The sequence below is a fragment of the Azoarcus sp. DN11 genome (assembly GCF_003628555.1).
Taxonomy (GTDB): domain Bacteria; phylum Pseudomonadota; class Gammaproteobacteria; order Burkholderiales; family Rhodocyclaceae; genus Aromatoleum.
In genome coordinates this window covers 832,656-858,940 of the sequence record NZ_CP021731.1, presented here as the reverse complement: position 1 = coordinate 858,940, position 26,285 = coordinate 832,656, and the positions used below count along the sequence as shown (strand labels likewise).

22 protein-coding genes are annotated in these 26,285 nt (G+C 65.3%); 15 read left to right on the top strand and 7 right to left on the bottom strand.

Translation table 11 applies throughout. The features are described 5' to 3' along the window. Nucleotides 1-59: 59 nt before the first annotated feature. The 5 genes from CDA09_RS03810 to CDA09_RS03790 all read left to right on the top strand — a co-directional run bounded on the left by CDA09_RS03810 (nucleotide 60) and on the right by CDA09_RS03790 (nucleotide 5,764). Nucleotides 60-635 carry an OmpA family protein gene (locus tag CDA09_RS03810; RefSeq protein ID WP_121427405.1) on the top strand — a complete coding sequence of 192 codons (576 nt, stop codon included), beginning with the start codon at nucleotides 60-62 and terminating at the stop codon, nucleotides 633-635. Between the two features lie 78 nt (nucleotides 636-713). After that, nucleotides 714-2,858 (top strand): methionine--tRNA ligase, encoded by a 2,145-nt coding sequence (metG, locus tag CDA09_RS03805; protein WP_121427404.1) that lies wholly within the window; start codon nucleotides 714-716, stop codon nucleotides 2,856-2,858. Nucleotides 2,859-2,989: 131 nt separating this feature from the next. Then, complete coding sequence (locus tag CDA09_RS03800) at nucleotides 2,990-4,681, top strand: SulP family inorganic anion transporter (RefSeq protein WP_121430721.1); 1,692 nt, start codon at nucleotides 2,990-2,992, stop codon at nucleotides 4,679-4,681. Beyond that, nucleotides 4,674-4,964, top strand: a complete 291-nt coding sequence (locus CDA09_RS03795) for an acylphosphatase (RefSeq protein WP_121427403.1) — start codon at nucleotides 4,674-4,676, stop codon at nucleotides 4,962-4,964. The genes CDA09_RS03800 and CDA09_RS03795 overlap by 8 nt, the downstream gene beginning before the upstream one ends. Nucleotides 4,965-5,164: 200 nt before the next feature. Continuing rightward, nucleotides 5,165-5,764, top strand: a complete 600-nt coding sequence (locus CDA09_RS03790) for a peroxiredoxin (RefSeq protein ID WP_121427402.1) — start codon at nucleotides 5,165-5,167, stop codon at nucleotides 5,762-5,764. A 71-nt stretch (nucleotides 5,765-5,835) separates the two neighbouring features. Here CDA09_RS03790 and dnaE read toward each other — a convergent pair whose 3' ends face one another. From dnaE to CDA09_RS03765, 5 genes are all read right to left on the bottom strand, one after another. Then, nucleotides 5,836-9,330, bottom strand: a complete 3,495-nt coding sequence (gene dnaE, locus CDA09_RS03785; protein ID WP_121427401.1) for a DNA polymerase III subunit alpha — start codon at nucleotides 9,328-9,330, stop codon at nucleotides 5,836-5,838. A gap of 85 nt (nucleotides 9,331-9,415) precedes the next feature. Beyond that, on the bottom strand, nucleotides 9,416-9,805 hold the full coding sequence (locus tag CDA09_RS03780; protein WP_286164370.1) for a hypothetical protein: 390 nt from the start codon (nucleotides 9,803-9,805) through the stop codon (nucleotides 9,416-9,418). Between the two features lie 14 nt (nucleotides 9,806-9,819). Next, nucleotides 9,820-10,794, bottom strand: a complete 975-nt coding sequence (locus CDA09_RS03775) for a quinone oxidoreductase family protein (RefSeq protein WP_121427400.1) — start codon at nucleotides 10,792-10,794, stop codon at nucleotides 9,820-9,822. A gap of 46 nt (nucleotides 10,795-10,840) precedes the next feature. Continuing rightward, nucleotides 10,841-11,041: a DUF2905 domain-containing protein gene (locus CDA09_RS03770; protein WP_121430719.1), complete on the bottom strand. Its 201-nt coding sequence runs from the start codon at nucleotides 11,039-11,041 to the stop codon at nucleotides 10,841-10,843. A 78-nt stretch (nucleotides 11,042-11,119) separates the two neighbouring features. After that, the gene (locus tag CDA09_RS03765) at nucleotides 11,120-13,423 is read right to left on the bottom strand and encodes an NADP-dependent malic enzyme (RefSeq protein ID WP_121427399.1); all 2,304 of its coding nucleotides are present in this window, start codon (nucleotides 13,421-13,423) and stop codon (nucleotides 11,120-11,122) included. 380 nt (nucleotides 13,424-13,803) lie between these two features. Here CDA09_RS03765 and CDA09_RS03760 point away from each other — a divergent pair, with 380 nt between their 5' ends. Further along, a complete protein-coding gene (locus tag CDA09_RS03760; RefSeq protein WP_121427398.1) occupies nucleotides 13,804-14,583 on the top strand; it encodes a ParA family protein in 780 nt (259 codons plus the stop codon). Nucleotides 14,584-14,626: 43 nt separating this feature from the next. Here the strand turns inward: CDA09_RS03760 and CDA09_RS03755 are convergent, their stop codons facing one another. Next, nucleotides 14,627-16,846: a UvrD-helicase domain-containing protein gene (locus tag CDA09_RS03755; RefSeq protein WP_121427397.1), complete on the bottom strand. Its 2,220-nt coding sequence runs from the start codon at nucleotides 16,844-16,846 to the stop codon at nucleotides 14,627-14,629. Between the two features lie 338 nt (nucleotides 16,847-17,184). Between CDA09_RS03755 and CDA09_RS03750 the strand changes: the two genes are divergently transcribed. The 9 genes from CDA09_RS03750 to CDA09_RS03710 all read left to right on the top strand — a co-directional run bounded on the left by CDA09_RS03750 (nucleotide 17,185) and on the right by CDA09_RS03710 (nucleotide 25,823). Beyond that, nucleotides 17,185-17,511, top strand: a complete 327-nt coding sequence (locus tag CDA09_RS03750; protein WP_121427396.1) for a hypothetical protein — start codon at nucleotides 17,185-17,187, stop codon at nucleotides 17,509-17,511. A gap of 202 nt (nucleotides 17,512-17,713) precedes the next feature. After that, the gene (leuS, locus tag CDA09_RS03745; RefSeq protein ID WP_121427395.1) at nucleotides 17,714-20,335 is read left to right on the top strand and encodes a leucine--tRNA ligase; all 2,622 of its coding nucleotides are present in this window, start codon (nucleotides 17,714-17,716) and stop codon (nucleotides 20,333-20,335) included. Nucleotides 20,336-20,347: 12 nt separating this feature from the next. Next, nucleotides 20,348-20,857 carry an LPS-assembly lipoprotein LptE gene (locus CDA09_RS03740; RefSeq protein ID WP_121427394.1) on the top strand — a complete coding sequence of 170 codons (510 nt, stop codon included), beginning with the start codon at nucleotides 20,348-20,350 and terminating at the stop codon, nucleotides 20,855-20,857. Then, nucleotides 20,854-21,861, top strand: a complete 1,008-nt coding sequence (gene holA, locus CDA09_RS03735; protein WP_121427393.1) for a DNA polymerase III subunit delta — start codon at nucleotides 20,854-20,856, stop codon at nucleotides 21,859-21,861. Before CDA09_RS03740 ends, holA begins: the two co-directional genes overlap by 4 nt. Before the next feature lie 72 nt (nucleotides 21,862-21,933). After that, nucleotides 21,934-23,211 carry a glutamate-5-semialdehyde dehydrogenase gene (locus CDA09_RS03730; RefSeq protein WP_121427392.1) on the top strand — a complete coding sequence of 426 codons (1,278 nt, stop codon included), beginning with the start codon at nucleotides 21,934-21,936 and terminating at the stop codon, nucleotides 23,209-23,211. Between the two features lie 144 nt (nucleotides 23,212-23,355). Beyond that, entirely contained in the window at nucleotides 23,356-23,847 is a 492-nt protein-coding gene (locus CDA09_RS03725; RefSeq protein ID WP_121427391.1) for a methylated-DNA--[protein]-cysteine S-methyltransferase, read from the top strand. 59 nt (nucleotides 23,848-23,906) lie between these two features. Next, nucleotides 23,907-24,758: a site-specific tyrosine recombinase XerD gene (xerD, locus tag CDA09_RS03720; RefSeq protein WP_286164481.1), complete on the top strand. Its 852-nt coding sequence runs from the start codon at nucleotides 23,907-23,909 to the stop codon at nucleotides 24,756-24,758. A 52-nt stretch (nucleotides 24,759-24,810) separates the two neighbouring features. Beyond that, nucleotides 24,811-25,299, top strand: a complete 489-nt coding sequence (gene ybaK / locus CDA09_RS03715) for a Cys-tRNA(Pro) deacylase (RefSeq protein WP_121427389.1) — start codon at nucleotides 24,811-24,813, stop codon at nucleotides 25,297-25,299. A 161-nt stretch (nucleotides 25,300-25,460) separates the two neighbouring features. Next, a complete protein-coding gene (locus CDA09_RS03710; protein WP_121427388.1) occupies nucleotides 25,461-25,823 on the top strand; it encodes an H-NS histone family protein in 363 nt (120 codons plus the stop codon). A 49-nt stretch (nucleotides 25,824-25,872) separates the two neighbouring features. Here the strand turns inward: CDA09_RS03710 and CDA09_RS03705 are convergent, their stop codons facing one another. Beyond that, entirely contained in the window at nucleotides 25,873-26,250 is a 378-nt protein-coding gene (locus tag CDA09_RS03705; RefSeq protein WP_121427387.1) for a dihydroneopterin aldolase, read from the bottom strand. Nucleotides 26,251-26,285: the final 35 nt, after the last annotated feature.

Below are 26,285 nucleotides of genomic sequence, written 5' to 3'. Positions count from 1 at the left end.
GCTGACGCGGTAAAATCCGCGCCTCGCGAGATTGCCCGTCATCAAGGACCCACTCAAGCATGACCCGATTTCAGGCATGGATGCTCCCGGCGCTGATAGCACTGCTTTCCGCATGTGCGACCCCGGCCGAACCGCAACCCGAACGGTCATCCGCACCGCAGCCGGCCCCGCGGACGGAGGGCGGCCATCTGCCCAAGGTGGACTGGAACACCGAACGCGCCCGCATTGCACGCGCGTTGAGCAGCGCGAGCGATCTGTCGATCATTACCCGCAACGACGGCAACCTGCAGATGCTGATTCCCGGCGCGGAGGCCTTCGCGCGCGACGGCGTCGAGCCGCGCGCCGGCCTCAGGGCGACCCTCGACCGCATTGCCGCGGTGCTTGCCGAAAAGCCGGAGACGGAAATCCTGGTCCTGGGCCACACCGACGGCGTCGGCAGCGAGTTGTACAACATGCGGCTTTCCATCCGCCGCGCGGAGGCGGTCGTCGAGTACCTGCGCACGCACGGCATCGCGCTGACGCGCCTGCAGGCGGACGGACGCGGCGAGTCCGAGCCGGTCGCCGACAACGGCACGGAAGCGGGGCGCGCCAAGAATCGCCGCGTGGAAATCATCATCCGGCCGTTTGCCCGATAGCCCCTCGATCGCATCCGCACCGGACGAAAAGGGCGCGTGCGTTTGTTAAACTCCCGTTTTCGATTTCTCTGACCGAACATGTCCCGCAAGATCCTCGTCACCAACGCCCTGCCCTACGCCAACGGCGACATCCACCTCGGCCACCTGGTCGGTTACATCCAGGGTGACATCTGGGTGCGCTACCAGCGCATGCGCGGGAACACGGTGCACTACGTCTGCGCGGACGACACGCACGGCACGCCGATCATGCTGCGTGCGGAAAAGGAAGGGATCACGCCCGAAGCGCTGATCGGCCGCGTGCATGGCGAGCATCTGCGCGACTTCACCGATTTCGGTGTCGGCTTCGACAACTATCACAGCACGCACAGCGAGGAAAACCGCGCGTACGCCGAAGAGGTGTACAAGCGCCTGACGGCCGCGAAGCTGATCGAGACGCGTTCGATCGAGCAGTTCTACGATCCGGTGAAGGAGATGTTCCTGCCGGACCGCTTCATCAAGGGCGAATGCCCCAAGTGCGGCGCGGCCGACCAGTACGGCGACAACTGCGAGGTGTGCGGCGCGGCGTATGCACCGACCGAGCTGAAGAACCCGTACTCGGCCGTGTCGGGTGCGAAACCGGTGCTGAAGACCTCCGAGCACTACTTCTTCCGCCTGTCCGATCCGCGCGCGGTCGCCTTCCTGCGTGAGTGGACGCGCGGCACGAACGCAGCCGGCACCCGTCGCCTGCAGGCCGAAGCCGCCAACAAGATGAAGGAATGGCTCGGCGAAGCAGGCCAGGAAGGCGAGAACACGCTGTCGGATTGGGACATCTCGCGCGACGCGCCCTACTTCGGCTTCGAGATCCCCGGCGCGCCGGGCAAGTACTTCTACGTCTGGCTGGACGCGCCGATCGGCTACCTGGCGAGCTTCCGCAACCTCGCCGACAAGCGCGGCGACATCGTCGTCGAAGACTTCGTCGAGGCCGCGCGCGCCGAGGCCGCCGGCACCGAAATGGTCCACTTCATCGGCAAGGACATCCTTTACTTCCACGCCCTGTTCTGGCCCGCGATGCTGCAATTCGCCGGCCTGCGCACCCCTTCGCAACTGTGCGTGAACGGTTTCCTGACCGTCGACGGCGCGAAGATGAGCAAGAGCCGCGGCACCTTCATCACGGCGCGCTCGTACGTGACCCAGGGACTGAACCCGGAGTGGCTGCGCTATTACTTCGCGACCAAGTCGAACGGCACGATGGAAGACGTCGACCTGAACCTCGACGACATGATCGCGAAGGTCAATTCGGATCTCGTCGGCAAGTTCGTGAATATCGCCAGCCGCTGCGCGGGTTTCATCACGAAGCGCTTCGGCGGCAAACTCGGGACGGCCGATGCGGCCGCGACGGCTGCGTTCCAGTCCGCCTTCGAGGCCGGAAGCATCGCCCAGGCCTACGAGGAGCGCGACTACGGCCGCGCGCTGCGCGAGATCATGCATCTGGCGGACCTCGCCAACCAGTACGTGAATGACCGGAAGCCGTGGGAACTCGCCAAGCAGGAAGGGCGCGAGGCCGATCTGCACGTCGTGTGCAGTACCGCGCTGACGCTCTTCCGCGACCTCACGCTGTACCTGAAGCCGGTGCTGCCGGCGCTCGCCGCCAAGGTCGAGGCCTTCCTCGCGATCGGCGTACTGGGTTGGTTCGGTGAATGGCAGGCGCTGCCGGCCGGCCACGCGGTCAACGTTTACGCACACCTGATGACGCGCGTCGAGCGCAAGCAGATCGACGCGCTGCTCGAGGCCAACCGCGAATCGCTCGCACCCGCCGCCGCGGCGCCCGCAGCCGGGACCGCGTCGTCGCAGCAGCGCCATGCAGAAAAACAGCAGCACGAGGCCCAGTCCGCCGAAACCGCGTCGCCGCACATCTCGATCGACGATTTCACCAAGGTCGACCTGCGCATCGCGCGGATCGTCGGCGCCGAGCACGTCGACGGGGCGGACAAGCTGATCCGCCTGCAGCTCGACATCGGCGAGGACAAGCCGCGGCAGGTGTTCGCGGGCATCAAGTCGGCCTACGACCCGGCGGCGCTGGTCGGGCGCCTGACCGTGATGGTGGCCAACCTCGCGCCGCGCAAGATGAAGTTCGGCATGAGCGAGGGCATGGTCCTCGCGGCGTCCGATGCGGACGGCAAGGCCGGCGGCCTCTACATCCTGTCGCCGGATGCCGGCGCCGTCGCGGGGATGCGCGTCAAGTAGGGCGGCGGAGGCGAGCCCGATGCCCCTCACTCCCTCGAAACGCTGGATCGTGCGGCTGCGCACGGCGCCCGGACGCTGGTACCGCACCAGCGCTTCGGACACGCAACGGCACACAGAGGAATCGAGGAAGCATCGTGATCAATTTTCGCCCCAAACTGTTTGACACCCTGCCCGGCTACGGGCGGGGTTCCTTCACGCAAGATCTCTCTGCCGGCATCACCGTCGGCGTGCTTGCGCTGCCCCTGGCGATGGCTTTCGCCATCGCCTCGGGCATGAGCCCGACCGCGGGCATCTGGACGTCCATCGTCGCCGGTTTCCTGATTGCGGCCCTGGGTGGCTCGAAGGTGCAGATCGGCGGCCCGACCGGCGCCTTCATCCCCATCATCTACGCGATCGTCGTCGATTATGGTGTCCAGAACCTGCTGATCGCGACGATGATGTCCGGAATGCTGCTGCTCGCGATGGGCGCCTTCCGCCTCGGCAGCATGATCCGATTCATCCCCGTTTCGGTCGTGATCGGCTTCACCAACGGGATTGCGGTCGTGATCTTCATCTCGCAGGTCAAGGATTTCCTCGGCCTGTCGATCGACAAGATGCCGGGCGAATTCTTCGGCAAGATGGAAGCACTCCTGGGTGCTGCGCACACGATCCATCTCCCCACGGTCGCGGTATCCGTCGCCTCGCTCGTGGTGCTGTTGAGCTGGAACCGCATGGCAGCCCGCGTGGCGTGGATGCGCCGCCTGCCCGGTCCGCTGGCGGTCCTGGTCATCGCGACGGCAATCAACGGGTTCGTCCATTTTCCCGTCGACACGATCGGCAGCCGCTTCGGCGGCATTCCCCAGGAGGTCCCGCCCTTCGGCCTGCCCGCGCTGTCGCTGGGCACGCTCGGGAAGCTGATCGCGCCGGCGTTGACGATCGCCCTGCTCGGCGCCATCGAATCGCTGTTGTCCGCCCGCGTCGCCGACAACCAGATCGACGACCGGCACGATCCCAACCAGGAACTGATGGCCCAAGGGGTCGCGAACGTCGTGGCACCTCTGTTCGGCGGCTTCGCTGCAACCGGCGCGATCGCACGCACGGCGACCAACATCCGCTCCGGCGGACGCACCCCCATCGCGGGGATGGTCCATTCGCTGGTGCTTCTGGCCGTGGTGCTGGCACTCGCTCCGCTCGCCAGCTACATCCCGCTCGGGACGCTGTCCGCAGTCGTCGTCATCGTTTCGGTCAACATGGGCGAATGGCACGCTTTCGCGTGGAAAGACCTGACCCGCTATTCACGCCAGTACCGCATCATCCTGCTGGGCACCTTCTTCGTGACGGTCGTGTTCGACCTCACGCTGGCGGTCGAGCTCGGCATGGTGCTCGCGAGCCTGTTCTTCATCTATCGCATGTCCGACCTGACACGGGTGGAGCGCATTGCACTCGAGGAACATTACGGCGTCGAAGCGCTGTCACGCAACGACGGCACGCCACGTCTCCTTGCCTATCGGGTGTTCGGCAGCCTGTTCTTCGGTGCTGCGAACAAGCTCGAGAACCTCATGCTGATGCAGGACGGCCATCCCGACGCGATGATCCTCGACATGGAGAAGGTCATCAACATCGACACGACCGGCCTCGACATGCTGCAGGCACTGCATCGCGCGCTGGAGAAACGCGGCACCCAGCTGATCCTGTGCGACCTGAACGAACAACCTGCCTCGATCGTCCAACGCTCGGGGTTCGGCGAAGTCCTCGGCACCGACAATCTCGCCGGGAACATCACGGACGCACTGCTGCGCGCGCAGCGCTGCGGCCCGCGCGACGCGGAGGTGGCCTATGCATGAAGCGGATTACGTCGTGCGTCACCTGATGATCCGGGGGCGCGTCCAGGGTGTCGCCTTCCGCGCGAGCGCGCTGGTCGAGGCCGAGCGTCTGGGCCTGCATGGCTGGGTGCGCAACCGCACTGACGGCCGCGTCGAGGCCCTTGTTGCCGGCCCCGCGGCCGCCGTCGATGATTTCATCCGCTGGGCCCGCCGGGGCCCCGCGCACGCCCGGGTGGATGGTGTCGAGATCGGCGGCGGTGAACGCCCCGAACAGTTGCGCTTCCTGATGCTTCCGACCGAATAGTCGCGGAATGCCAGCGTCCTCGAAGCCGCGGGGGCGCTCGCGCATGCTGCTACGTCGCCTCGTCGAAGGCCTCCGAATGGATCCTTGCGACCATGCAATTGAAAATTTCTATCGCAAGGTCAAGGGAAAGACAATTGGAACTTTCGGGATCATGGCAACATAATCCTTCGGTCATTCAACCCACTCTGGAGATCACCAACATGGCAGTTCTCGTCGGCAAGAAGGCCCCGGATTTCACCGCCAACGCGGTGCTCGGCAACAACGAAATCACCAGCATCACGTTCTCTCAAGTCACCAAGGGCAAATATGCCGTGGTGTTTTTCTACCCGATGGATTTCACCTTCGTGTGCCCGTCGGAACTGATCGCCTTCGACCATCGCCTCGATGAGTTCAAGAAGCGTGGCGTCGAAGTGCTGGGCGTGTCGATCGACAGCCAGTTCACCCACCTCGCGTGGAAGAACACGCCGGTCAACAAGGGCGGCATCGGCCAGGTCCAATACACCCTGGTTGCCGACGTGAAGCACGAGATCTGCCGTGCCTATGACGTCGAAGCCGAAGGCGGCGTCGCGTTCCGCGGCTCCTTCCTCATCGACAAGAACGGCGTCGTGCGCCACCAGGTCGTCAACGACCTGCCGCTGGGCCGCAACATCGACGAGATGATCCGCATGGTCGACGCACTGCAGTTCACCGAAGAGCACGGCGAAGTCTGCCCGGCCGGCTGGAACAAGGGCAAGGCCGGCATGAAGGCCAGCACCAGCGGCGTGGCGGAGTACCTGGCGCAGCACGCCGAAGCGCTCTGATCGCAGTCCTGCCCGCGTAGCGGGCATCCAGAGGCCGCGCCCGCGAGGGCAGCGGCCTTTTTCATGTGTGCTCAGTTCGGATACAGGACTTCGACCGCGCCCGGAGGCAGCCACTCGCGCAGGCTGTCGAGCAGGGCGTCATCCAGGCGCACGCGCCAGCCCGCCCCGAGCGGGAGTTCGCCTTCGGCCTGATCGTTGCGGTAGCGCAGGGAGATCGGGCAGACGCCGTCGCGGAAAGGCGTCAGCAGGGTTTCCAGCTTGTCGGCGGCCGCGGCGGCACTGCCGGCGCGCTTCACCTCACCATTGACCGTCAGTTGCAGCGCCTTCGCAAAACGCGAGCGGGCTTCGCCCAGGGTCATCAGCCGGTCGGCAATGATGCGTAGGCCGCCCGTGAAGTCGTCGTTGCTGACCTTGCCTTCGACGACCAGCACCTCATCGGTGACGATCCGGGTCCGGTTAGCGTCGAACACTTCGGAGAAGACCGACACCTCCCGCACCTGCGTGCCGTCGTCGAGCACGACGAAGGCCATTTTGCCGCGGTTGGTCATCTTCGTGCGCACGTCCATCACGACGCCCGCGAGCATCGCGAGATCACGCGACGGCTCGAGCTGCGAGAGGGAGCGCCGGATGAAGCGCCGCACTTCGTCCTTGAAGCTGTTGAACGGATGGCCAGAGAGGAAGAAGCCGATCGCGAGCTTCTCCTCCTTCAGCCGCTCGCGCTCCGTCCACGGGCGCACGCTCACGTACTCGGGCGCCGCTCCGGCGGCCTCGGGCACCAGGTCGAACAGGCCGCCCTGCATCGCGTTCGCCGCCGCCTGCTCGGCAGCTTCCATCGCGAGGCTCACGGTCGCGAGCAACCTCGCACGGTCGGCGGCGCCGCTGGGTTCGATCAGGTCGAACGCCCCCGACCGGATCAGCGCCTCGATCACGCGGCGATTGACCATGCGGCGGTCGACGCGGGCGCAGAAATCGAAGAGATCCTTGAACGGGCCGCCGGACTGCCGGGCGGCGAGGATCGAGCGCACCGCCGGTTCGCCGACCCCCTTCACTGCGCCGAGGCCGTAGCGGATCGTCTTGCGGTCGGTCGGCACGAAGCGGTAGTCGGACTGGTTCACATCCGGGGGCAAGACCTTGATGCCGTTCGCGATCGTGTCCTCGAAGAAGATCTTGATCGTGTCGGTGTTGTCGAGGTCGGCGGACATCGTCGCGGCCATGAAGGCCGCGCAGTGATGCGCCTTGAGCCACGCGGTATGGTAGGTGACGACCGCGTATGCGGCGGTGTGCGACTTGTTGAAGCCGTACTCCGCGAACTTCGTCATCAGGTCGAAAAGCTGCTCGGCGAGCGCCGGGTCGTAGCCCTTCTGCTTTGCCCCCGCAGCGATCGTCTCGCGGTGCTTGGCCATCTCGTCGGCCTTCTTCTTGCCCATCGCGCGGCGCAGCATGTCGGCGCCGCCGAGCGTGTAGCCGCCGATGATCTGCGAGATCTGCATCACCTGTTCCTGATACACGATCACGCCGTAGGTCGGTTCGAGGCAGGGCTTGAGATCCGGGTGGAAGTAGTCGATCTCCTGCTGGCCCTTCTTGCGCAGGATGAAGTCGTCCACCATGCCCGAGCCGAGCGGGCCCGGACGGTAGAGCGCGAGCACCGCGATGATGTCCTCGAAGCGGTCGGGCGCGAGCTTCTTGAGGAGCTTCTTCATCCCGTCCGATTCCACCTGGAAGATCGCGGTGGTGTTCGCGTCTTTCAGGATCTGGTAGGCCGCCGGATCGGTGAAGGGCAGCGCGGCGAGATCGGGCTTCTCGCCGGTGAGGCGCTCGACGTAGTCGACGGCGAGCTCGATGATGGTGAGGTTGCGCAGGCCGAGGAAGTCGAACTTCACCAGGCCGACCGCCTCGACGTCGTCCTTGTCGAACTGCGACACCGGCGTCGCATCGTCGCCGTCGGCGATGTACAAGGGGCAGAAGTCGGTGAGCTTGCCCGGCGCGATCAGCACGCCGCCCGCGTGCATGCCGACGTTGCGCGAGAGCCCTTCGAGCGGCTCGGCCAATCCCCACAGCTCCTGCACCGACTCGCCGTCGTTGCCGTCCTGCATCATCTCGCCGATCTGGGGCTCCAGCTCGTAGGCCTTCGCCAGCGAGACGGGCTTCGCGCCCTCGATCGGGATCAGCTTCGACAGCCGGTCGCACAGGCCGTAAGGCAGATCGAGCACGCGGCCGACGTCGCGCACCACGGCCTTCGAGGCCATCGTGCCGAAGGTCGCGATCTGGCTGACCGCGTCCTTGCCGTAGCGCTCGCGCACGTACTCGATGACGCGGTAGCGGTTGTCCTGGCAGAAGTCGATGTCGAAGTCGGGCATCGACACGCGTTCCGGGTTCAGGAAGCGCTCGAACAGCAGCGCGTAGGCGAGAGGGTCGAGATCGGTGATGCGCAGGCTGTACGCGACGAGCGAACCGGCACCCGAGCCGCGGCCGGGGCCGACCGGCACGCCGTTCTGCTTGCCCCAGTTGATGAAGTCGGCAACGATCAGAAAGTAGCCGGGAAAGCCCATCTGCACGATGGTGTCGGTCTCGAACTTCAGCCGCGCCTCGTAGGTCGGGCGCTGGCGCTCGCGCTCGGCATCGTCCGGATACAGCTCCTTCAGGCGCACTTCGAGCCCTGCCTTGGCCTCGGCGATCAGATAATCGTCGAGCGTCATGCCTTCCGGCGTCGGGAACTGCGGCAGGAAGTTCTTGCCAAGCTGCACGGTAACCGAGCAGCGGCGTGCGATTTCCACCGAATTCTCGAGCGCTTCGGGGAGGTCGGCGAAGAGCTCGCACATCTCGGCCTGGCTCTTGAGGTACTGCTCCTCGGTGTAGTCGCGTGGACGGCGCTTGTCGGCCAGCACGTACCCCTGCGCGATACACACGCGCGCCTCGTGCGCCTTGAAGTCCTCACGCTTGAGGAACTGCACGGGATGCGTCGCGACCACCGGCAGTCCGAGCCTGCCGGCGAGCTGGACGGCCTGACGCACGTAAGCCTCGGCGCCGGGGTGACCCGCGCGCTGCAGTTCGATGTAGAACGCCTCGGGGAACAGCGCGGCCCATTCCGCGGCGAGGCGCTCGGCGAGCTCGACGTTGCCGTTCCCCAATGCCTGGCCGATATCACCGTCGCGCGCGCCCGACAGGCACAGCAGCTCGGACGCGGCACCGTCGGCAAACCATTCGCGGCGCATCTCCGCGCGACCGCGGTACTTGTTGTCGAGATAGGCCTGGGTGAGCAGCTCGCACATCTGCCCGTAGCCCTTGCGGTTCTTGCAGATCAGCAGGACGCGGAAGGGCTTGTCGCGGTCGGTGCCGTTGGTGATCCAGGCGTCGACGCCGATGATGGGCTTCATGCCCTTGCCGCGCGCGCCCTTGTAGAACTTGACCATGCCGAACAGGTTGGCAAGGTCCGAGATCCCCAGCGCCGGCATGCCGTCGGCGACGGCGCGTGCGATCGCTTGGTCGATCTGGACGATACCGTCCGAGATCGAGTATTCGGAGTGCAGACGGAGGTGGATGAAGCGAGGTTCGTGAGAGGCGGTCATGGGCGAATTTTACCCGATGCCCCGCCACCCCCGAGACCGATTTGGGCTGCTGCCCGCCCGGCAACGAAGCCTGCGCAACACGCCCTCAACGGCCCCCTGCCGCCTCGCGCGCCTTCATCAGGGACAGCTTGCGCGCGTGATCCGCCTCCAGGATTTCGGCTTGCTGCTCGGGCGTGAGCGGCGCGCCGAGGTCGACCTCCAGCGCCGAGATCAGCCGCGATGCGGCGGACGTGATGCGCCGCTCGTCCGGCATGGCCCGGCGCACCCTGTTCGGCGTGGTGCCGGCGATCCGGGCGACCTCCGCGACAAAGTGATCCTCGATGCGTCGGCTCGCAGCTGAAAGGGAGGCTGTGCGCGCCGGATCCATCGCGGCCGCCGGCCCGAGCTGTGCGGCCGCCTCGGGCGCGAGCGGCAACGCCAGCACGGCCCACAGTGCGAAAAGCGCGGCCCGCGACGTACGGGAACTCCAGCTCATCTCGTTCCCGCCGTTCAAGGCAACAGGACTGTCGAACCGGTGGTCCGGCGCGCCTCGAGATCACGGTGCGCCTGCGCCGCATCCTTGAGCGCGTAACGCTGGTTGATCTCGATCCTGACCTTGCCGGATTCCACGACCGCGAAGAGCTCGTTCGCCATCGCCACCAGATCCTCGCGCTTCGCGGTATAAGCGGCGATGCCCGGGCGCGTGATGTAGAGCGATCCCATCGTGTTCAACAGCCCGAGATCGAACGGGGGAACCGGGCCGGACGCCGCACCGAACAGCACCATCGTGCCGAGCGGGCGCAGGCAGCGCAGCGAATCCATGAAGGTGTCCTTGCCGATCGAGTCATACACGACCGGCAAGCCCTCGCCGCCGGTAATCTCGCGGACGCGCTCGGCAAACTTCTCGCGCGTGTAGACGATCGGATGATCGCAGCCGTGCGCCCGAGCCAATTCGGCCTTCGCGTCGGACCCCACGGTGCCGATCACGGTCGCGCCCAGCGCCTTCGCCCACTGGCACGCGATCAGCCCGACTCCACCCGCTGCGGCGTGGATCAGCACCGTGTCGCCCGGCTGGACGCGATAGGTGCGGCGCAACAGGTACTGCGCGGTGAGGCCCTGCAGCATCATCGCCGCGCCCTGTTCGAACGACAGTCCCGCGGGCAGCTTCACGACGCGGTGCGCGGGCAGGTTGCGCACCTCGGAATAGGCGCCGAGCGGACCGCCGGCATAGGCGACCCGGTCCCCGGGCACGAAGTCGGTGACTCCTTCTCCCACCGCCTCGACCACGCCCGCACCTTCGACGCCGAGCCCTGAAGGCAGGGGCATCGGGTAAAGCCCGCTGCGATGGTAGGTATCGATGTAGTTCAGGCCGATCGCGTGATGCCGGACCGTCACCTCGCCTGCGCCGGGCGCACCGACATCGACCATTTCCCACTGGAGCACTTCTGGCCCGCCTGTCCGGTGAAAACGAATCGCATGAGCCATGTCAAAGTCCTCGCTTCTGAAAATGTTTCAAGGATTGTAAACGCTGTTAACGGCGGAAGAGCCAGATAAGCAGACTCAGAGCGGCAGAAACCAGCAGCCCGGTCGTGATCGGAAAATACAGATCGAAACCGTCACGCTGGATGTGAATGTCCCCCGGCAGGCGGCCGAACGGAATCCTTGCGAGCCAGGGCCAGAACAGGCCGGCTGCAAGAACGAGAAGGCCGAGGCTGATCAGCAGTCTTTGCATGATCGCTACCTCGGCCTCCCCGAAAAATGCGCGCCGGCGGAGTCCGCTATCGAACTCCGCCTGCACCGTGCCGGACGCTTACACGGCAGCGCCCGATTGCATGCGCTGCTCGTAGGCGTCGACCACCGAAACGGCCGTAATGTTCACCAGGCGCCGCACCGTCGCCGACGGGGTGAGGATGTGCACCGGCAGGCGCGCACCCAGCAGCATCGGCCCGATCGAGACGCCGTCGCTGTTGGCCATCTTCATCATGTTGAAGGAGATGTTGGCCGCGTCGATGTTCGGCATCACGACCAGGTTGGCCTCGCCGACCAGCGTCGACTCGGGATTCACGCGGCAACGGATTTCCGGCGACAGGGCCGAGTCGCCGTGCATCTCGCCGTCGCACTCGAGGCCCGGCGCGATCTGGCGCAGGATCGCCGCCGCTTCGCGCATCTTGCGCGCGGACGCGGACGTGGAGCTGCCGAAGTTGGAATGCGACACCAGCGCAACACGCGGCTCGATGCCGAAGCGACGCAGCTCCTCGGCCGCCATGCGGGCGATCTCCGCCACTTCCTCGGCGTTCGGATTCTCGTTCACGTACGGGTCGGTGATCGCGAGCGTGCGCTTGGGCAGCAGCAGCAGGCTCATCGACGCGAAGAGCTTCGCGCCCGGCTTGAGGCCGATCACGTCCTGGACCTGCTTGAAGTGGTAGTCGTAAGTGCCGAAGGTGCCGCACACGAGCGCGTCCGCATCACCGCGACGCAGCACCATGCAGCCGATCAGCGTCGTGTCGCGGCGCATCTTGGCCTTCGCCAGCTCCGGCGTCACGCCGTCGCGGCACAGCATGCGGTGGTATTCCTGCCACAGCTCCTTGTAGCGCGGGTCCGATTCGGGATTGATGATGTCGAAGTCACGACCCGGAACCAGGTTCAGGCCGATCTTCTGGATGCGCATCTCGATCACGCCGGGACGGCCGATGAGGATCGGGCGCGCGATGTTTTCCTCGATGACCACGCGGGCCGCATGCAGGACGCGCTCGTCCTCGCCCTCGGCGTAGACCACGCGCTTGAACTCGGCCGGCACGCACTTGGCGGCACCGAACACCGGCTTCATGACGATACCGGACTGGTACACGAAGTCCGACAGGCTGGCCGCGTAGGCGCTCAGGTCCGCGATCGGCTTGGTCGCCACGCCCGAGTCCATCGCCGCTTTCGCGACGGCCGGTGCGATTTTGACGATCAGGCGCGGATCGAAGGGCTTCGGAATGATGTACTCGGGGCCGAAACGCAGGTCGGCGCCGCCGTAGGCCGACGCGACGATGTCGCTCTGCTCCGCCTGGGCCAGTCCGGCGATCGCACGCACGCACGCAAGCTTCATCTCCTCGTTGATCGTCGTCGCACCGACATCGAGCGCGCCGCGGAAGATGAAGGGGAAGCACAGGACGTTATTCACCTGGTTCGGGAAATCCGAACGGCCCGTCGCGATGATGCAGTCCGGACGAACCTTCTTTGCGTCATCCGGCAGGATCTCGGGATTCGGGTTCGCGAGCGCGAAGATCAGCGGCGTATCGGCCATCGACACGACCATTTCCGGCTTCAGCACCCCGGCCGTCGACAGGCCCAGGAACACATCCGCACCGACCATGACGTCGGCGAGCGTGCGCGAATCGGTCTTCTGCGCGTAACGGGCCTTGTTGGCCTCCATGTTCTCTTCGCGACCGACGTAGATCACGCCCTTGGAGTCGCAGACGTATACGTTTTCGCGCTTGAGACCCAGAGCGACCATCAGGTCCAGGCACGCGATGGCCGCAGCACCGGCCCCGGAACACACGAGCTTGACCTTGGCGATGTCCTTGCCGATGACCTTCAGGCCGTTGATGAGGCCGGCGGTGGAGATGATCGCGGTGCCGTGCTGGTCATCGTGGAAGACCGGGATCTTCATGCGCTCGCGCAGCTTCTTCTCGATGTAGAAGCACTCGGGCGCCTTGATGTCCTCGAGGTTGATGCCGCCCAGCGTGGGCTCGAGCGACGCGATGATCTCGATCAGCTTGTCGGGGTCGTTCTCGGCCAGTTCGATGTCGAACACGTCGATGCCGGCAAACTTCTTGAACAGGCAGCCCTTGCCTTCCATGACCGGCTTCGACGCCAGCGGGCCGATGTTCCCGAGCCCCAGCACCGCGGTGCCGTTGGTCACGACCGCGACGAGGTTGCCGCGCGAGGTGTATTCGCGCGCATTCGCCGGATCCTCGACGATCGCGTCGCACGCTGCGGCGACGCCGGGCGAATAGGCCAGCGCCAGATCGCGCTGGTTGACGAGGCTCTTGGTCGGCACGACCGAAATCTTGCCGCGCGTCGGCGACCGGTGATACTCGAGTGCCGCGGCGATGAAATCCTGATCCATTGTTCTCCCTCTCCGGGTCGGTGAGATGTGTTGTTGCCGTGGTGTCTTTTCCAGCGCGGCGAAAACCTACGCCCGTTCGGGCGTCTCGCCAATTGCGACCATCCGCAGCCATTTGGCATGGTCCGTCCGGCGCTCCCGGAGCCGGGAGCTGTCGCGCGGAGCGAACAGCGGAGCTCGCACGGTCGGGGCGATCGATGCCCCGCCGACACCGCGCTCGGCGAGGCGCAAGTGTAGCGCAGGTCCATGGGCTTGGGCAGATGCTCCATAAGGGTAAACCCGATCGCATACGGATCGCGGCAACGGCTGGCCGCCCCTCGGAAAGCACATCCCGTTCGACATTTTTTGGCACAATCTCACCGAATCGACAAGGGAAATCCAAGATGCGACGCGTGGTGTTCAATCAGAAGGGCGGAGTCGGCAAGTCGACCATTACCTGCAACCTGGCGGCGATCAGCGCCCACCAGGGCAAGCGCACGCTGGTCGTGGATCTCGATCCGCAGGGGAACTCGACCCAGTACCTGCTCGGCATTTCGGGGGAAAACCTGGAAACCACGCTCGCCGACTTCTTCGACCAGACGCTCAATTTCAAGCTCAACCCGAAGAAGAATGAAGAATTCATCGTCGCGAGCCCCTTTCCCAACCTTGATGTGATGCCCTCGCACCCCAACCTCGAGGATCTGCAGGGCAAGCTCGAATCGCGCTACAAGATCTACAAGCTGCGTGATGCGCTCAACGAACTCGCCGGCGACTACGACGTCATCTACATCGACACCCCGCCGGCGCTGAACTTCTACACCCGCTCGGCGCTGATCGCGGCGGACAGCTGCCTGATCCCCTTCGACTGCGACGAATTCTCGCGGCGCGCGCTGTACGCGCTGATCGAGAACGTGCAGGAGATCCAGGCCGACCACAATCGCGACCTGGCAGTGGAAGGCATTGTCGTAAACCAGTTCCAGGCCCGCGCCGGCCTGCCGCACAAGGTCGTGCAGGAGCTCATCGACGAGGGGCTGCCGGTGCTCGCGCCCTACCTTTCGGCCTCGGTGAAGATCAAGGAATCGCACGAACAGTCGCGTCCGATGATCCACCTCGACCCGAAACACAAGCTCGCGCAGGAATACGTCGCGCTGCACGATCGGCTCGCACGCACCTACGGAGCCTGACTCGCCTGAACCGGCGCCCCGCGTCGACGCGGGGCGCTGCACGTCACGCCGGGCTGAGCTTCGCCACGGCCAGCATCAGCCACTTGATCCCGGCCGAGCCGAAATTGATCTGCACCCGCGCGTCGGCGCCGCTGCCTTCGGCCGCGACGATCACCCCCTGGCCGAACTTCGCGTGGGTCACGAGCTGGCCGACCCGAAGGCCGCCGAGATCCTGGCTGCGCGCCGGCGCCTGTGGCGCCCTCGGCGCGAAGCTGCCACGCGCGGGCTCCCCACGCATCCCCACGCCGCTGCGCGCTCCCATGTTGCGCGGGCTCGGCGGCGACAGCCACTTCGTCAGCCCTTCCGGAATCTCCTCGAGGAAGCGCGAACGCAGGTTGTAGCGCGTCTGCCCATGCAGCATGCGGCTCTGCGCAAAGCTCACGTACAGCCGCTCGCGCGCCCGCGTGACGGCCACATACATCAGCCGCCGCTCCTCCTCCAGCCCCTCGTTCTCCAGCGCGCTGTTCTCGTGCGGAAACAGCCCCTCCTCCAGCCCGGAGAGGAAAACCACGTCGAACTCCAACCCCTTCGATGAATGCACGGTCATCAGCTGGATCGCGTCGCTGCCGGCATCGGCCTGATGCTCCCCGGCTTCGAGCGACGCGTGGGCGAGGAAATCGGCGAGCAGTGCATGGGGCTGCGCGAGCGCTTCTGCATCCGCGCCCGACTCGCCGAGGAAGTTCGCCGCCGCGTTGATGAGCTCGTCGAGGTTCTCGAGCCGCTCCTGTCCTTCCTTCTCGCTACGGTAGAAGTCCCGCAGGCCGCTCGCGTCGAGCACGTGGTCGACGGTTTCGGGCAGCGGCAGGCGCGCGGTGTCGCGACGCAGATCCTCGACCAGGCGCACGAACTGCGCCAGCACCGTCCCCGGCTTGCCCGACAGGTGCGGCACCGACGAATACAGGCTTGCGTTCCAGGTGCGCGCCGCATCCTGCAGCGCTTCGAGCGAGCGCGCGCCGATGCCACGCGTGGGAAAATTCACGACGCGGCTGAACGCCGTATCGTCGTCGGAATTCGCGATCAGCCGCAGGTAGGCCAGCGCATGCTTGATCTCCTGCCGCTCGAAGAAGCGCAGCCCGCCATAGACGCGATAGGGGATGCCGGCCGAAAAAAGCTGGTGCTCCAGCACCCGCGACTGTGCGTTCGAACGGTACAGCAACGCGATGTCCGAACGGCTCATGCCGTCGCGCACCAGCGACTGGATCTCCTCGACGATCCAGCGCGCCTCGTCCATGTCCGCATAGGCTTCGAAGATGCGGATCGGCTCGCCCGCGCCGCGCTCGGTCCACAGGTTCTTGCCCAGGCGCGCCGTGTTGTGGCGAATGATCGCGTTCGCCGCATCGAGGATGTTGCCGTACGAGCGGTAGTTCTGCTCCAGCCGGATCACGTTGGCAACGCGGAATTCGCGCTCGAAGTCGCGCATGTTGCCGACCTCGGCGCCGCGAAAGCGGTAGATCGACTGGTCGTCGTCGCCCACGCAGAACAGGCTGGCCGCGCCTTCCGCCCCGTCATCGGCGAGAAGCTTCAGCCAGCGGTACTGCAGACGGTTCGTGTCCTGGAACTCGTCGACGAGGATATGCCGGAAACGGCGCTGGTAATGGCGGCGGATCGGCTCGTTGCGCTCGAGCAACTCGTAGGTGCGCAGCAGCAACTCCGCAAAATCCACAACAGACTCGCGCTGGCACTGCGCCTCATACTCCGCGAAAAGTTCCACCCGGCGACGGGTGTAGTCGTCCCAGGCCTCCACGGCGTGCGGGCGCAGACCGGCTTCCTTCTGGGCATTGATGAAATGTTGCAGTTCGCGTGGCGGAAATTTCTCGTCATCGACATTGAGCGCCTTCAGCAGCCGCTTGATCGCGGCGAGCTGATCGCCCGAATCGAGGATCTGGAACAGCTGCGGCAGCCCCGCGTCGCGGTGGTGGGCACGCAGCAGGCGGTTGCACAGGCCGTGAAAAGTGCCGATCCACATCCCGCGGGCGGAATGGCCGAAGGAAAGCGGCAGCATCGCCGACAGGCGCGCCAGCAGCTCCTTCGCCGCCTTGTTGGTGAAGGTCACGGCCAGCACGCCCTGCGGATCGACCTGGCCGATCTGCACCAGCCACGCGATGCGGGTCGTGAGCACGCGGGTCTTGCCCGAACCTGCACCGGCAAGGATCAGCGCGTGCTGCGGCGGCAGGGTGACGGCCTGGAGTTGTTCGGGATTGAGATTGGCAAGCAGATCGGACATGCGGGCTTCCTGGTCAGGCCGCGATTCTAACCGGGAGCGGCACCTTGTTTCTTCCCGGATCGCCGCGCCCACGAACGAAACGAATCTGATATAGTTGAATACTTCAACCGTTGCGGCAATGCAACATCAAGTTGAAAAGATATAACGATCGGCGTAGTTTTGAATTGTGCATAGCAACAATCCGTTGAGAAAAATCAAGGAACAGCTCCGCCGGATTGAAGAAAATTGCAACAAATTCCGATGCTGCATCGCATTAACCGCGTCCAACACGCTCCGCTCAAGAGGCGGATCCGCGCGGCGCAAACAAAGGCCAACGATGGCCGTCAGGAGAAAGGATCATGCAAACCCCAAAACTACTGCCCTGGTATGCCCGCAAGGCCGGCGTAACCATCGAGCGCGCCACGACGCTCTGGCAGCAGGCCGTGCGCGAGGCAACCGCGGCAACGGGATGGGTGGGCAACTCCGAATACTGGGGTGAGGCCATGAGCGCCTTCCAGCGCCTGCTCGAAGCCGAGCGCGCCAGCTTCTGTGCACCGCGCGTGACCCCGATGGTGCGCTGCCAGAATCGTCTCTGGCGCCTGCCGCTGACCGCGATGGAAGACATGGTCTCCGTCTTTCACGCGAACTGGCAGCGCCACGCAGGCACCCCGCGCAAGGCCGCCTGAAACTCCGCGCTCCCGCGGCCCACGCCGCGACACCGTCTTCCTCCCTCTCCTTCAAAGGAGATTTCAAGCATCCGGCTCCCTCCGGATGCTTTTTTTTGTCCGCGTACAGCTGGCCCGGACGTGGCACGCAGAGACGCCGCACGAGGCTCAACGGCTTCGCGGTATACTCGCGTGTTTTCCACGTCTCGACTCCCGCCCGCAAATGCAGGACAAATACACCCCCGCCGCGGTCGAATCCGCCGCCCAGCAGCACTGGGAAAGCACCCAGGCCTTCCGCGTCGCCGAGGATGCGAACAAGCCCAAGTACTACTGTCTGAGCATGTTCCCCTACCCGTCGGGCAAGCTGCACATGGGCCATGTGCGCAACTACACGATCGGCGATGTCCTCGCGCGCTACCACCGCATGCGCGGCTACAACGTGCTGCAGCCGATGGGCTGGGACGCCTTCGGCATGCCGGCCGAGAACGCCGCGATCCAGAACAACGTACCGCCCGCGAAGTGGACCTACGCGAACATCGACTACATGAAGACGCAGCTCAAGCGTCTCGGTTTCGCGATCGACTGGGCACGCGAACTCGCCACCTGCCAGCCGGACTACTACCGTTGGGAGCAGTGGCTGTTCACCCGCCTGTACCAGAAGGGCCTGATCTACAAGAAGCTCGGCACCGTGAACTGGGACCCGGTCGACGAGACCGTGCTCGCCAACGAACAGGTGATCGACGGCAGGGGCTGGCGCAGCGGCGCCGTGGTCGAGAAGCGCGAAATCCCGATGTATTACATGAAGATCACCGCCTACGCGGATGAGCTTCTCGACGCGCTCGACGCCCTGCCCGGCTGGCCCGAGCAGGTCAAGCTGATGCAGAAGAACTGGATCGGCCGCTCCGAAGGTGCCGAAGTGCACTTCCCCTACGACTTGTCGACGATCGGCAAGTCGGGCGTGCTGAAGGTATTCACGACCCGCGCCGACACGCTGATGGGCGCGACCTACGTCGCCGTCGCCGCTGAGCACCCGCTCGCGCTGCAGGCCGCGGCGAACAACCCCGAACTCGCCGCCTTCATCGACGAATGCCGCCACGGTGGCGTCGCCGAAGCCGACCTCGCGACGATGGAAAAGAAGGGCATGCCGACCGGCCTGCGCGTCGTCCACCCGATCTCCGGCGAATTCATGGACGTGTGGGTCGCCAACTACGTGCTGATGGGCTACGGCGAAGGCGCGGTGATGGCCGTTCCGGCGCACGACGAGCGCGATTTCGCGTTCGCGACGAAATACCACCTGCCGATCCGCATGGTCGTCGGCTCGACGCGCGACGCCTATGCCGGCACCGTCGCGCCGTGGCAGGACGCCTACAGCGAGCACGGCCGTCTCGTGAATTCCGGCAAGTACGACGGCCTGCACTTCCAGGACGCCATCGATGCGATCGCCGCCGATCTTGCCGAAAAGGGCCTCGGCGCCAAACGCACGCAATACCGCCTGCGCGACTGGGGCATCTCGCGCCAGCGCTACTGGGGCTGCCCGATCCCGATGATCCACTGCGACGACTGCGGCGACGTACCCGTGCCGGACGAGCAATTGCCCGTGGTGCTGCCGGAGAACGTCGAGATCACCGGGCGCGGCTCGCCGCTCGCGAAAATGCCCGAGTTCTACCAGTGCAGTTGCCCGAAGTGCGGCAAGCCGGCCCGTCGCGAGACCGACACGATGGACACTTTCGTCGAGTCGTCGTGGTACTTCCTGCGCTACGCCTCGCCTGACAACGACAAGGTTATGGTCGACGGACGCGTGAACTACTGGGCGCCGGTCGACCAGTACATCGGCGGCATCGAGCACGCGATCCTGCACCTGCTCTATTCGCGTTTCTTCACGCGCGCGATGCGCGACGAGGGCCTGGTGAACGTCTCCGAGCCCTTCACCAACCTGCTGACGCAGGGCATGGTCGTCGCAGAGACCTACTATCGCGAAGCCGCGGGCGGCAAGAAGCAGTGGATCAATCCCGCCGACGTCCAGATCGAACGGGACGACAAGGGCCGCATCACCGCAGCGACGCTCGCCGCCGACGGCCAACCGGTCGTCATCGGCGGCACCGAGAAGATGTCGAAGTCGAAGAACAACGGCGTCGACCCGCAGGCCCTCGTCGACCAGTACGGCGCCGACACGGCGCGCCTCTTCATCATCTTCGCCGCGCCGCCGGACCAGCAGCTCGAATGGTCCGATTCGGGCGTCGAAGGCGCCTACCGCTTCCTGCGCCGCGTCTGGGCCCTCGGTCACAGCTTCGCCAATGAAATCCGCGCCGAACTGCCGGCGACGCGCGCACTCGCGACCGGCCAGCTGCCCGAGGCGCTTGCCGCCGTGCGCCGCGAGATCCACGGCTGCCTGAAGCAGGCCAACTACGACTTCGGCAAGCACCAGTTCAACACCGTCGTCTCGGCGGCGATGAAGACGCTCAACGCGCTGGAAAAGGCGCCGCGCGACAACGCCGCCGCCCACGCCGAGGTCGCCGAGGAAGGGCTGGCCATCCTGCTTCGCCTGCTCGCGCCGATCACCCCGCACATCACGCACGCACTGTGGCAGGACTGCGGATTCGCCGGCGACGTGCTGAACGCGGTATGGCCCGAGCCGTCCGAAGCCGCGCTCAAGCAGGACGAGCTCGACCTCGTGCTGCAGGTCAATGGCAAGCTGCGCGGCAGCATCAAGGTCGCCGCGGGCGCGAGTTCGTCGCAGATCGAAGCCATCGCCCTGGCTTCCGAGGCCGCACACAAGTTCATGGAAGGCAAGCCGCCACGCAAGGTCGTCGTGGTGCCGGGCCGCCTGGTCAACATCGTGGTCTGAGGACGCACGCGGATGATTCCTTCACGCTCCCGCCGCAGCCTGCTGCGAGCCCTTGGCACCCTCGGGGCAACCACCGCACTGGCGGGCTGCGGCTTCCAGCTGCGCGGGCCGCGCCCGCTCGCGTTCTCGACCATCCACATGAACGTCACTGCGCAAAGCGATTTCGGCGCCGCACTGCGCCGACGCATCCGCACGAGCGGCACCACCGAGATCGTCGACGACCCGACGAAAGCCGAGATGCGGCTCGAGATCCTGCGCAACCAGCCCGACCGCGAGATTCTCACCCTCACCGGCGCGGGCAAGGTGCGCGAGTACGAACTGCGTCATACCCTCACCTTCCGTCTGGTCGATCGCGCGGGCACCGAACGCATCCACCCGACCACGATCTCGGCCAAGCGCGAATACACCTACGACGACTCGCAGGCGCTCGCCAAGGAGCAGGAAGAGGCCCTGCTCTACCGCGACATGCAAGGCGACCTCGTCGACCAGCTGATGCGCCGGCTCGCCGCCTACAAGCCGTGATCCTGCGCCCCGACCAGCTCCCCGCCCTTCTCGACAAGCCGCTCGCCCCGCTCTATCTCCTGCACGGCAACGAACCGCTGCTCGTGCTCGAAGCGGCCGACCTGATCCGCGCCGCGGCGCGCCGCCAGGGCTTCGAGGAACGCGAGACGCTGGTCGTCGGCCAGGGATTCCGCTGGGACAGTCTCAACGCGGCCGCCGGCAATTTCTCGCTCTTCGGCGGCGCCAAACTCATCGACCTGCGCATTCCGAACGGCAAGCCCGGGCGGGAAGGCGGCGAGGCGCTGCAGCGGCACGCGCGCCGCCCCGGCGACGGCATCGTCACGCTGATCACCCTCCCGGAACTCGACTGGGCGGCGCGCAAGGCCACCTGGTTCACCACCCTGTGCGATGCCGGCATCGCCGCCGAACTGAACGCGCCCGAACGCGAACGGCTCCCGGACTGGATCGCCGCACGACTCGCGCGGCAGCACCAGTCCGCCCCCGCCGAAGCCCTCACGTTCATCGCGGACCACGTCGAAGGCAACCTTCTCGCGGCCCACCAGGAAATCTTCAAGCTCGGCCTCCTGCACGGGGAAGCACGCCTCACCCTGGAAGACGTGCAGGACGCGGTCCTCAACGTTGCGCGCTACGACATCGATAAGCTGCGCCAGGCGATCCTCGAAGGCGACCCCGTGCGCTGCACGCGCCTGCTCGAAGGCCTGCAGGGCGAAGGCGCCGCGCCGCCGCTCGTGCTGTGGGCACTCGCGAACGAGATTCGCACGCTTGCGAACCTCGCCGCTGGCGTGGCCGCCGGCCAGCAACTCGCGCCCCTGCTCAAAGCCGAGCGCGTTTTCGACGAACGACGCCGCCAGGCCATCCAGCGCGCGCTGCCGCGCCTGAAGGCCGCGACCTTGCGCGCCGCCCTGCTGCATGCGGCGCGCATCGACCGGATCATCAAGGGACTCGTTACCGGCGACGTGTGGGACGAGTTCCTGCAGCTCACGCTCCGGTTCGTCCGCCACTAGCCGCCCCGGCACTGGCCGCACCGCACCGATCGGTGCTCTAATGTTTTTTTGCACGGCAACACCGGAATTTTCATGGACATTCAGGAATACATGCAGACGCTGGGCCGTCAGGCCCGCGCCGCATCGCGCCAGCTCGCCAGCGCTTCGACCGCCGAGAAGAACGCCGCGCTGCTTGCAATGGCTGCCACGATCCGAGAGCGGCGGGAGAATCTCCTCGCCGCCAATGCGCGCGACCTCGAAGAAGCACGCGCGGCCGGACTCGAGCCGGCGATGATCGACCGCCTGACCCTCAACGCGAAAGGCATCGAGGCGATGGCGCAAGGCCTGGAACAGGTCGCCGCGCTGCCCGACCCGGTCGGCGAGATCACCGACCTCAAGCGCCGCCCCTCGGGCATCCAGGTCGGCAAGATGCGCGTTCCGCTGGGCGTCATCGGCATCATCTACGAAGCGCGTCCCAACGTCACGGCCGACGCCGCCGCCCTGTGCCTGAAGTCCGGCAACGCCGCGATCCTGCGCGGCGGCAAGGAAGCCCTGCACTGCAACCAGGCCATCGCGGCCTGCGTGCGCGCCGGGCTCGCCGCCGCCGGGCTGCCCGAAACCGCAGTCCAGGTCGTCGACACCACCGACCGGGCCGCCGTCGGTCATCTGATCACGATGCCCGAATTCGTCGATGTCATCGTCCCGCGCGGCGGCAAGGGGCTGATCGAACGGATCTCGCGCGAAGCCCGGGTGCCGGTGATCAAGCACCTCGACGGCAACTGCCACGTCTATGTCGAAACCGATGCGGATCCGGCCAAGGTCGTACCCATCGTCGAAAATGCCAAGACGCAGCGCTACGGCACCTGCAACACCGCCGAATCGCTGCTCGTCGATCGCGCCGTCGCCGCCCGTTTCCTGCCGGAAATCGGCCGCATGCTTGCCGCAAAGGAAGTCGAAATGCGCGGCTGCAGCGAATCGCTCGCGATCCTGCGCGACGCCGCCATAGCCGGCGCCCGTCTCGTCGCAGCAACGGAACAGGACTGGAGCGAGGAATACCTTGCGCCTGTCATCGCGATCAAGGTCGTATCGGGCATCGACGAAGCGATCGCGCACATCAACACGTACAGTTCCGGGCATACCGAGGCGATCCTCACCGAGAACTACACGCGCGCAATGCGTTTCCTGCGCGAGGTCGATTCGTCCTCGGTCATGGTCAATGCCTCCACGCGATTCGCCGACGGATTCGAATACGGTCTGGGCGCGGAGATCGGCATTTCGACCGACAAGATCCATGCGCGCGGCCCGGTCGGCCTCGAAGGCCTGACGAGCCAGAAATGGATCGTCTTCGGCAACGGCGAGACCCGGCGCTGAACAACGACCAATAAGGCCGTTCAAAGCATAAACGGCGCTGCGCACTGCCGCCCGTATTAAACGGGAATGCCCGTCCCAGGATGGGCGTTCCCGTTCCAAAGGACTGAAGACGGAAGGCCACGCATTGGCCTCTCGGGTCACACCATGAAACCTGACCAAGACGATCCGGCCTCTGCATACTCAGCCATTCTCGCAATGCCCTTTGGCGGGTTCGGTGTGCGTGCCGACGAAGACACGATCCGGGAACTGGTCTTCCTGCCCCCGGGCGCGCCCGCCGTCGCCCCCGACAGCCTGCTGGCCGAACGGGCCACGACCCAACTCCTGGCCTGGCTTGACGACCCCGACCGCCCGTTCGATCTCCCGCTCGCGCCGCGCGGAACACCCTTTCAACAGCGCGTGTGGTCTTCGATTGCAGCTATTCCGCGTGGCAGATTGCGCACCTACGGCGATATCGCCGGCGCATTGAACAGCGCCGCGCGCGCCGTCGGGCAGGCCTGCGGCGCCAACCCCTTCCCCCTCGTCATCCCGTGTCACCGCGTCGTTGCGGCGTCGGGGCTGGGCGGCTTCGCCAATTCCACTGGCGGCTATCTCCTCGACGCCAAACGCTGGCTGCTGGCGTTCGAGGCCGAACGGTGAGCATCGAGGACCGCCTCGACGCCGCCATCCGCGCCGAACTCGATGGCTTCAACGATGCGATGTGGCTCGAGCACGGTCTCGCGCGCAACACATTGTCGGGCTACCGCAGCGACCTCGCACAATTCGCGTTCTGGCTGCAGGAACGTGGCGGGCAGCTCCAGCACGCGCGCGAACCCGACCTGGCCGCCTATCTCGCCGAATTTAGCTGCCATTCGAAACCCGCAAGCCAGCGACGACTGCTCGCGGCCTGGCGCCGATACTACCGGCATCTCCTCGCGCAAGGGCGCATCGCAGCGGATCCGACGATACTGCTCGATCCGCCAATGCGCAGCGAACGTTTTCCCAAAACACTCTCCGAAGCCCAGGTCGATTCCCTGCTCGCCGCCCCCGACGTCGATACTCCAATTGGCCTGCGCGACCGCAGCATGCTCGAGGTTCTTTATGCCACGGGCCTTCGCGTATCGGAACTTGTCGGATTGAAAGTATTTTCGACCAGCCTCTCCGACGGCCTCGTGCGAGTAATGGGAAAAGGCAGCAAGGAACGGCTGGTTCCCCTCGGCGAGGAGGCGATCGACTGGCTCGCACAATACCTGCGAACGGCCCGCCCTGCCCTCCTCGCAGGAAAGACCTGCGACCAAGTTTTCGTCAGCCGGCGCGGTTCCGGAATGACGCGCCAGATGTTCTGGCGCATCATTAAGCAATACGCACTGGTTTCGGGAATTCCGGTCACCGGCATCTCCCCTCACACCCTGCGCCACGCATTCGCCACCCACCTTCTCAATCACGGAGCGGACTTGCGGGTTGTCCAGATGCTCCTGGGTCACGCCGACATATCGACCACCCAGGTCTACACGCACGTCGCACGCGAACGCCTCAAGGCCCTGCACGCACGACATCATCCGCGCGGGTGAATCATTCCGAAAAAATCGGTTTCCAAGTACACAAACAATCCGGAGCACCATCATGACCAAACAGGATGCGCACGCCCCCGAAACGCCGGCCACGCGTTTCCTCCGGCAACACGGCATTCCCTTCTCCACGCATCTCTACGACTATGAAGCGCATGGCGGAACCAAGGTTTCGTCACGCGAACTCAATGTCCCCGAGCACTCCGTGGTCAAGACATTGGTCATGGAAGACGAAACCGCCGCTCCGCTGATCGTGCTCATGCACGGCGACCGCAAGGTATCCACGAAGGAACTTGCCCGCCAGGCAAGCCGCAAACGCATTGACCCTTGCGCCCCGGAAACCGCGAACCGTCATTCCGGCTACCTCGTCGGTGGCACTTCGCCGTTCGGGCTGCGCAAGCGCATGCCGATTTACATGGAACGCACCATCCTCGACCTTCCGCTTGTCTATATCAATGGCGGCCGACGCGGCTTCCTGGTCGGAGTCAGACCTCACGAGATAATGCGCGTATTGCAGCCCGAACTCGTCAGCGCGGCCATTTGATCGCTCGCACATGCTCCCGATTGAAATTTCATTTCACTCGGGATTCTAATTCTCCGGAATTGCTGGCAAAATAACTCAGGCCAATCGCCTAAAGATCCGATCGAACACGGACTCGGGAGATTGCCCTCATCAGATCAAGAACAATTGAAACCGGAGAAAACATGGAACTGGCCCAGATGTCGCTGACCGAATTGCGCCGCCTGCAATCCAAGGTCGAAACGGAGATCCGTCGACGCAGCGATTCCGCCCGCCGCGACCTCCTCAAGAAGATGCAGAAGATGGCAGCCGAAGAAGGCCTGTCACTGAGCGACCTGCTGCCGAATGCGGCCGCCGCCGAAGAAAAGAGCGCCCCCAAACGGAAGGCAAAAGCCGCCGGCAAGAAGCCCGGAGTTGTCCCGGTCAAATATCGCAACCCGGCAAACCCGACGGTGGGCTGGAGCGGCCGTGGTCGCAAACCTCAATGGGTGATCGACTGGCTCGCGCAAAACAAGCCGCTTACCGAACTCGAAGCGGTCGGAGCTTAATAAGCCACGCTCAAAGGGGCGTGGCCGCGCCCCGCACCGGACGCCCCATTCAGTCGGTGGTCGGGGGGAGGGAGACTCCTTCCCGACCACGCTGAATATATACCCCTACGCGGCGCACGCCCTTCATCACGCCCAGCTTGGCGACGCGGATCTTTACCCAGGGCGCACCAAATTCGTCCAACAGCAGTGTGACGACAAATTCGCCCAGGGTCTCGATCAGATTGAAGTGGCGCTCGGCGAGCTCCTTGCGGATGCGCTCGATCACCTCAGCATAATCGATGGTGTCGGCTATGTCGTCCTGCTCGGCGGCAGAATCGGGGACGCCGAATGTGAGATTGAGCTCGACGATCTGCGGCGCAGCCTTCTCGCGCGAATAGATACCGACCCAGGCCTCTACCCTCAGATCCTCGATGAAAATGAAATCCATGTCGCTTCCCGATTAGAATCGCGGCAATTCTAGGT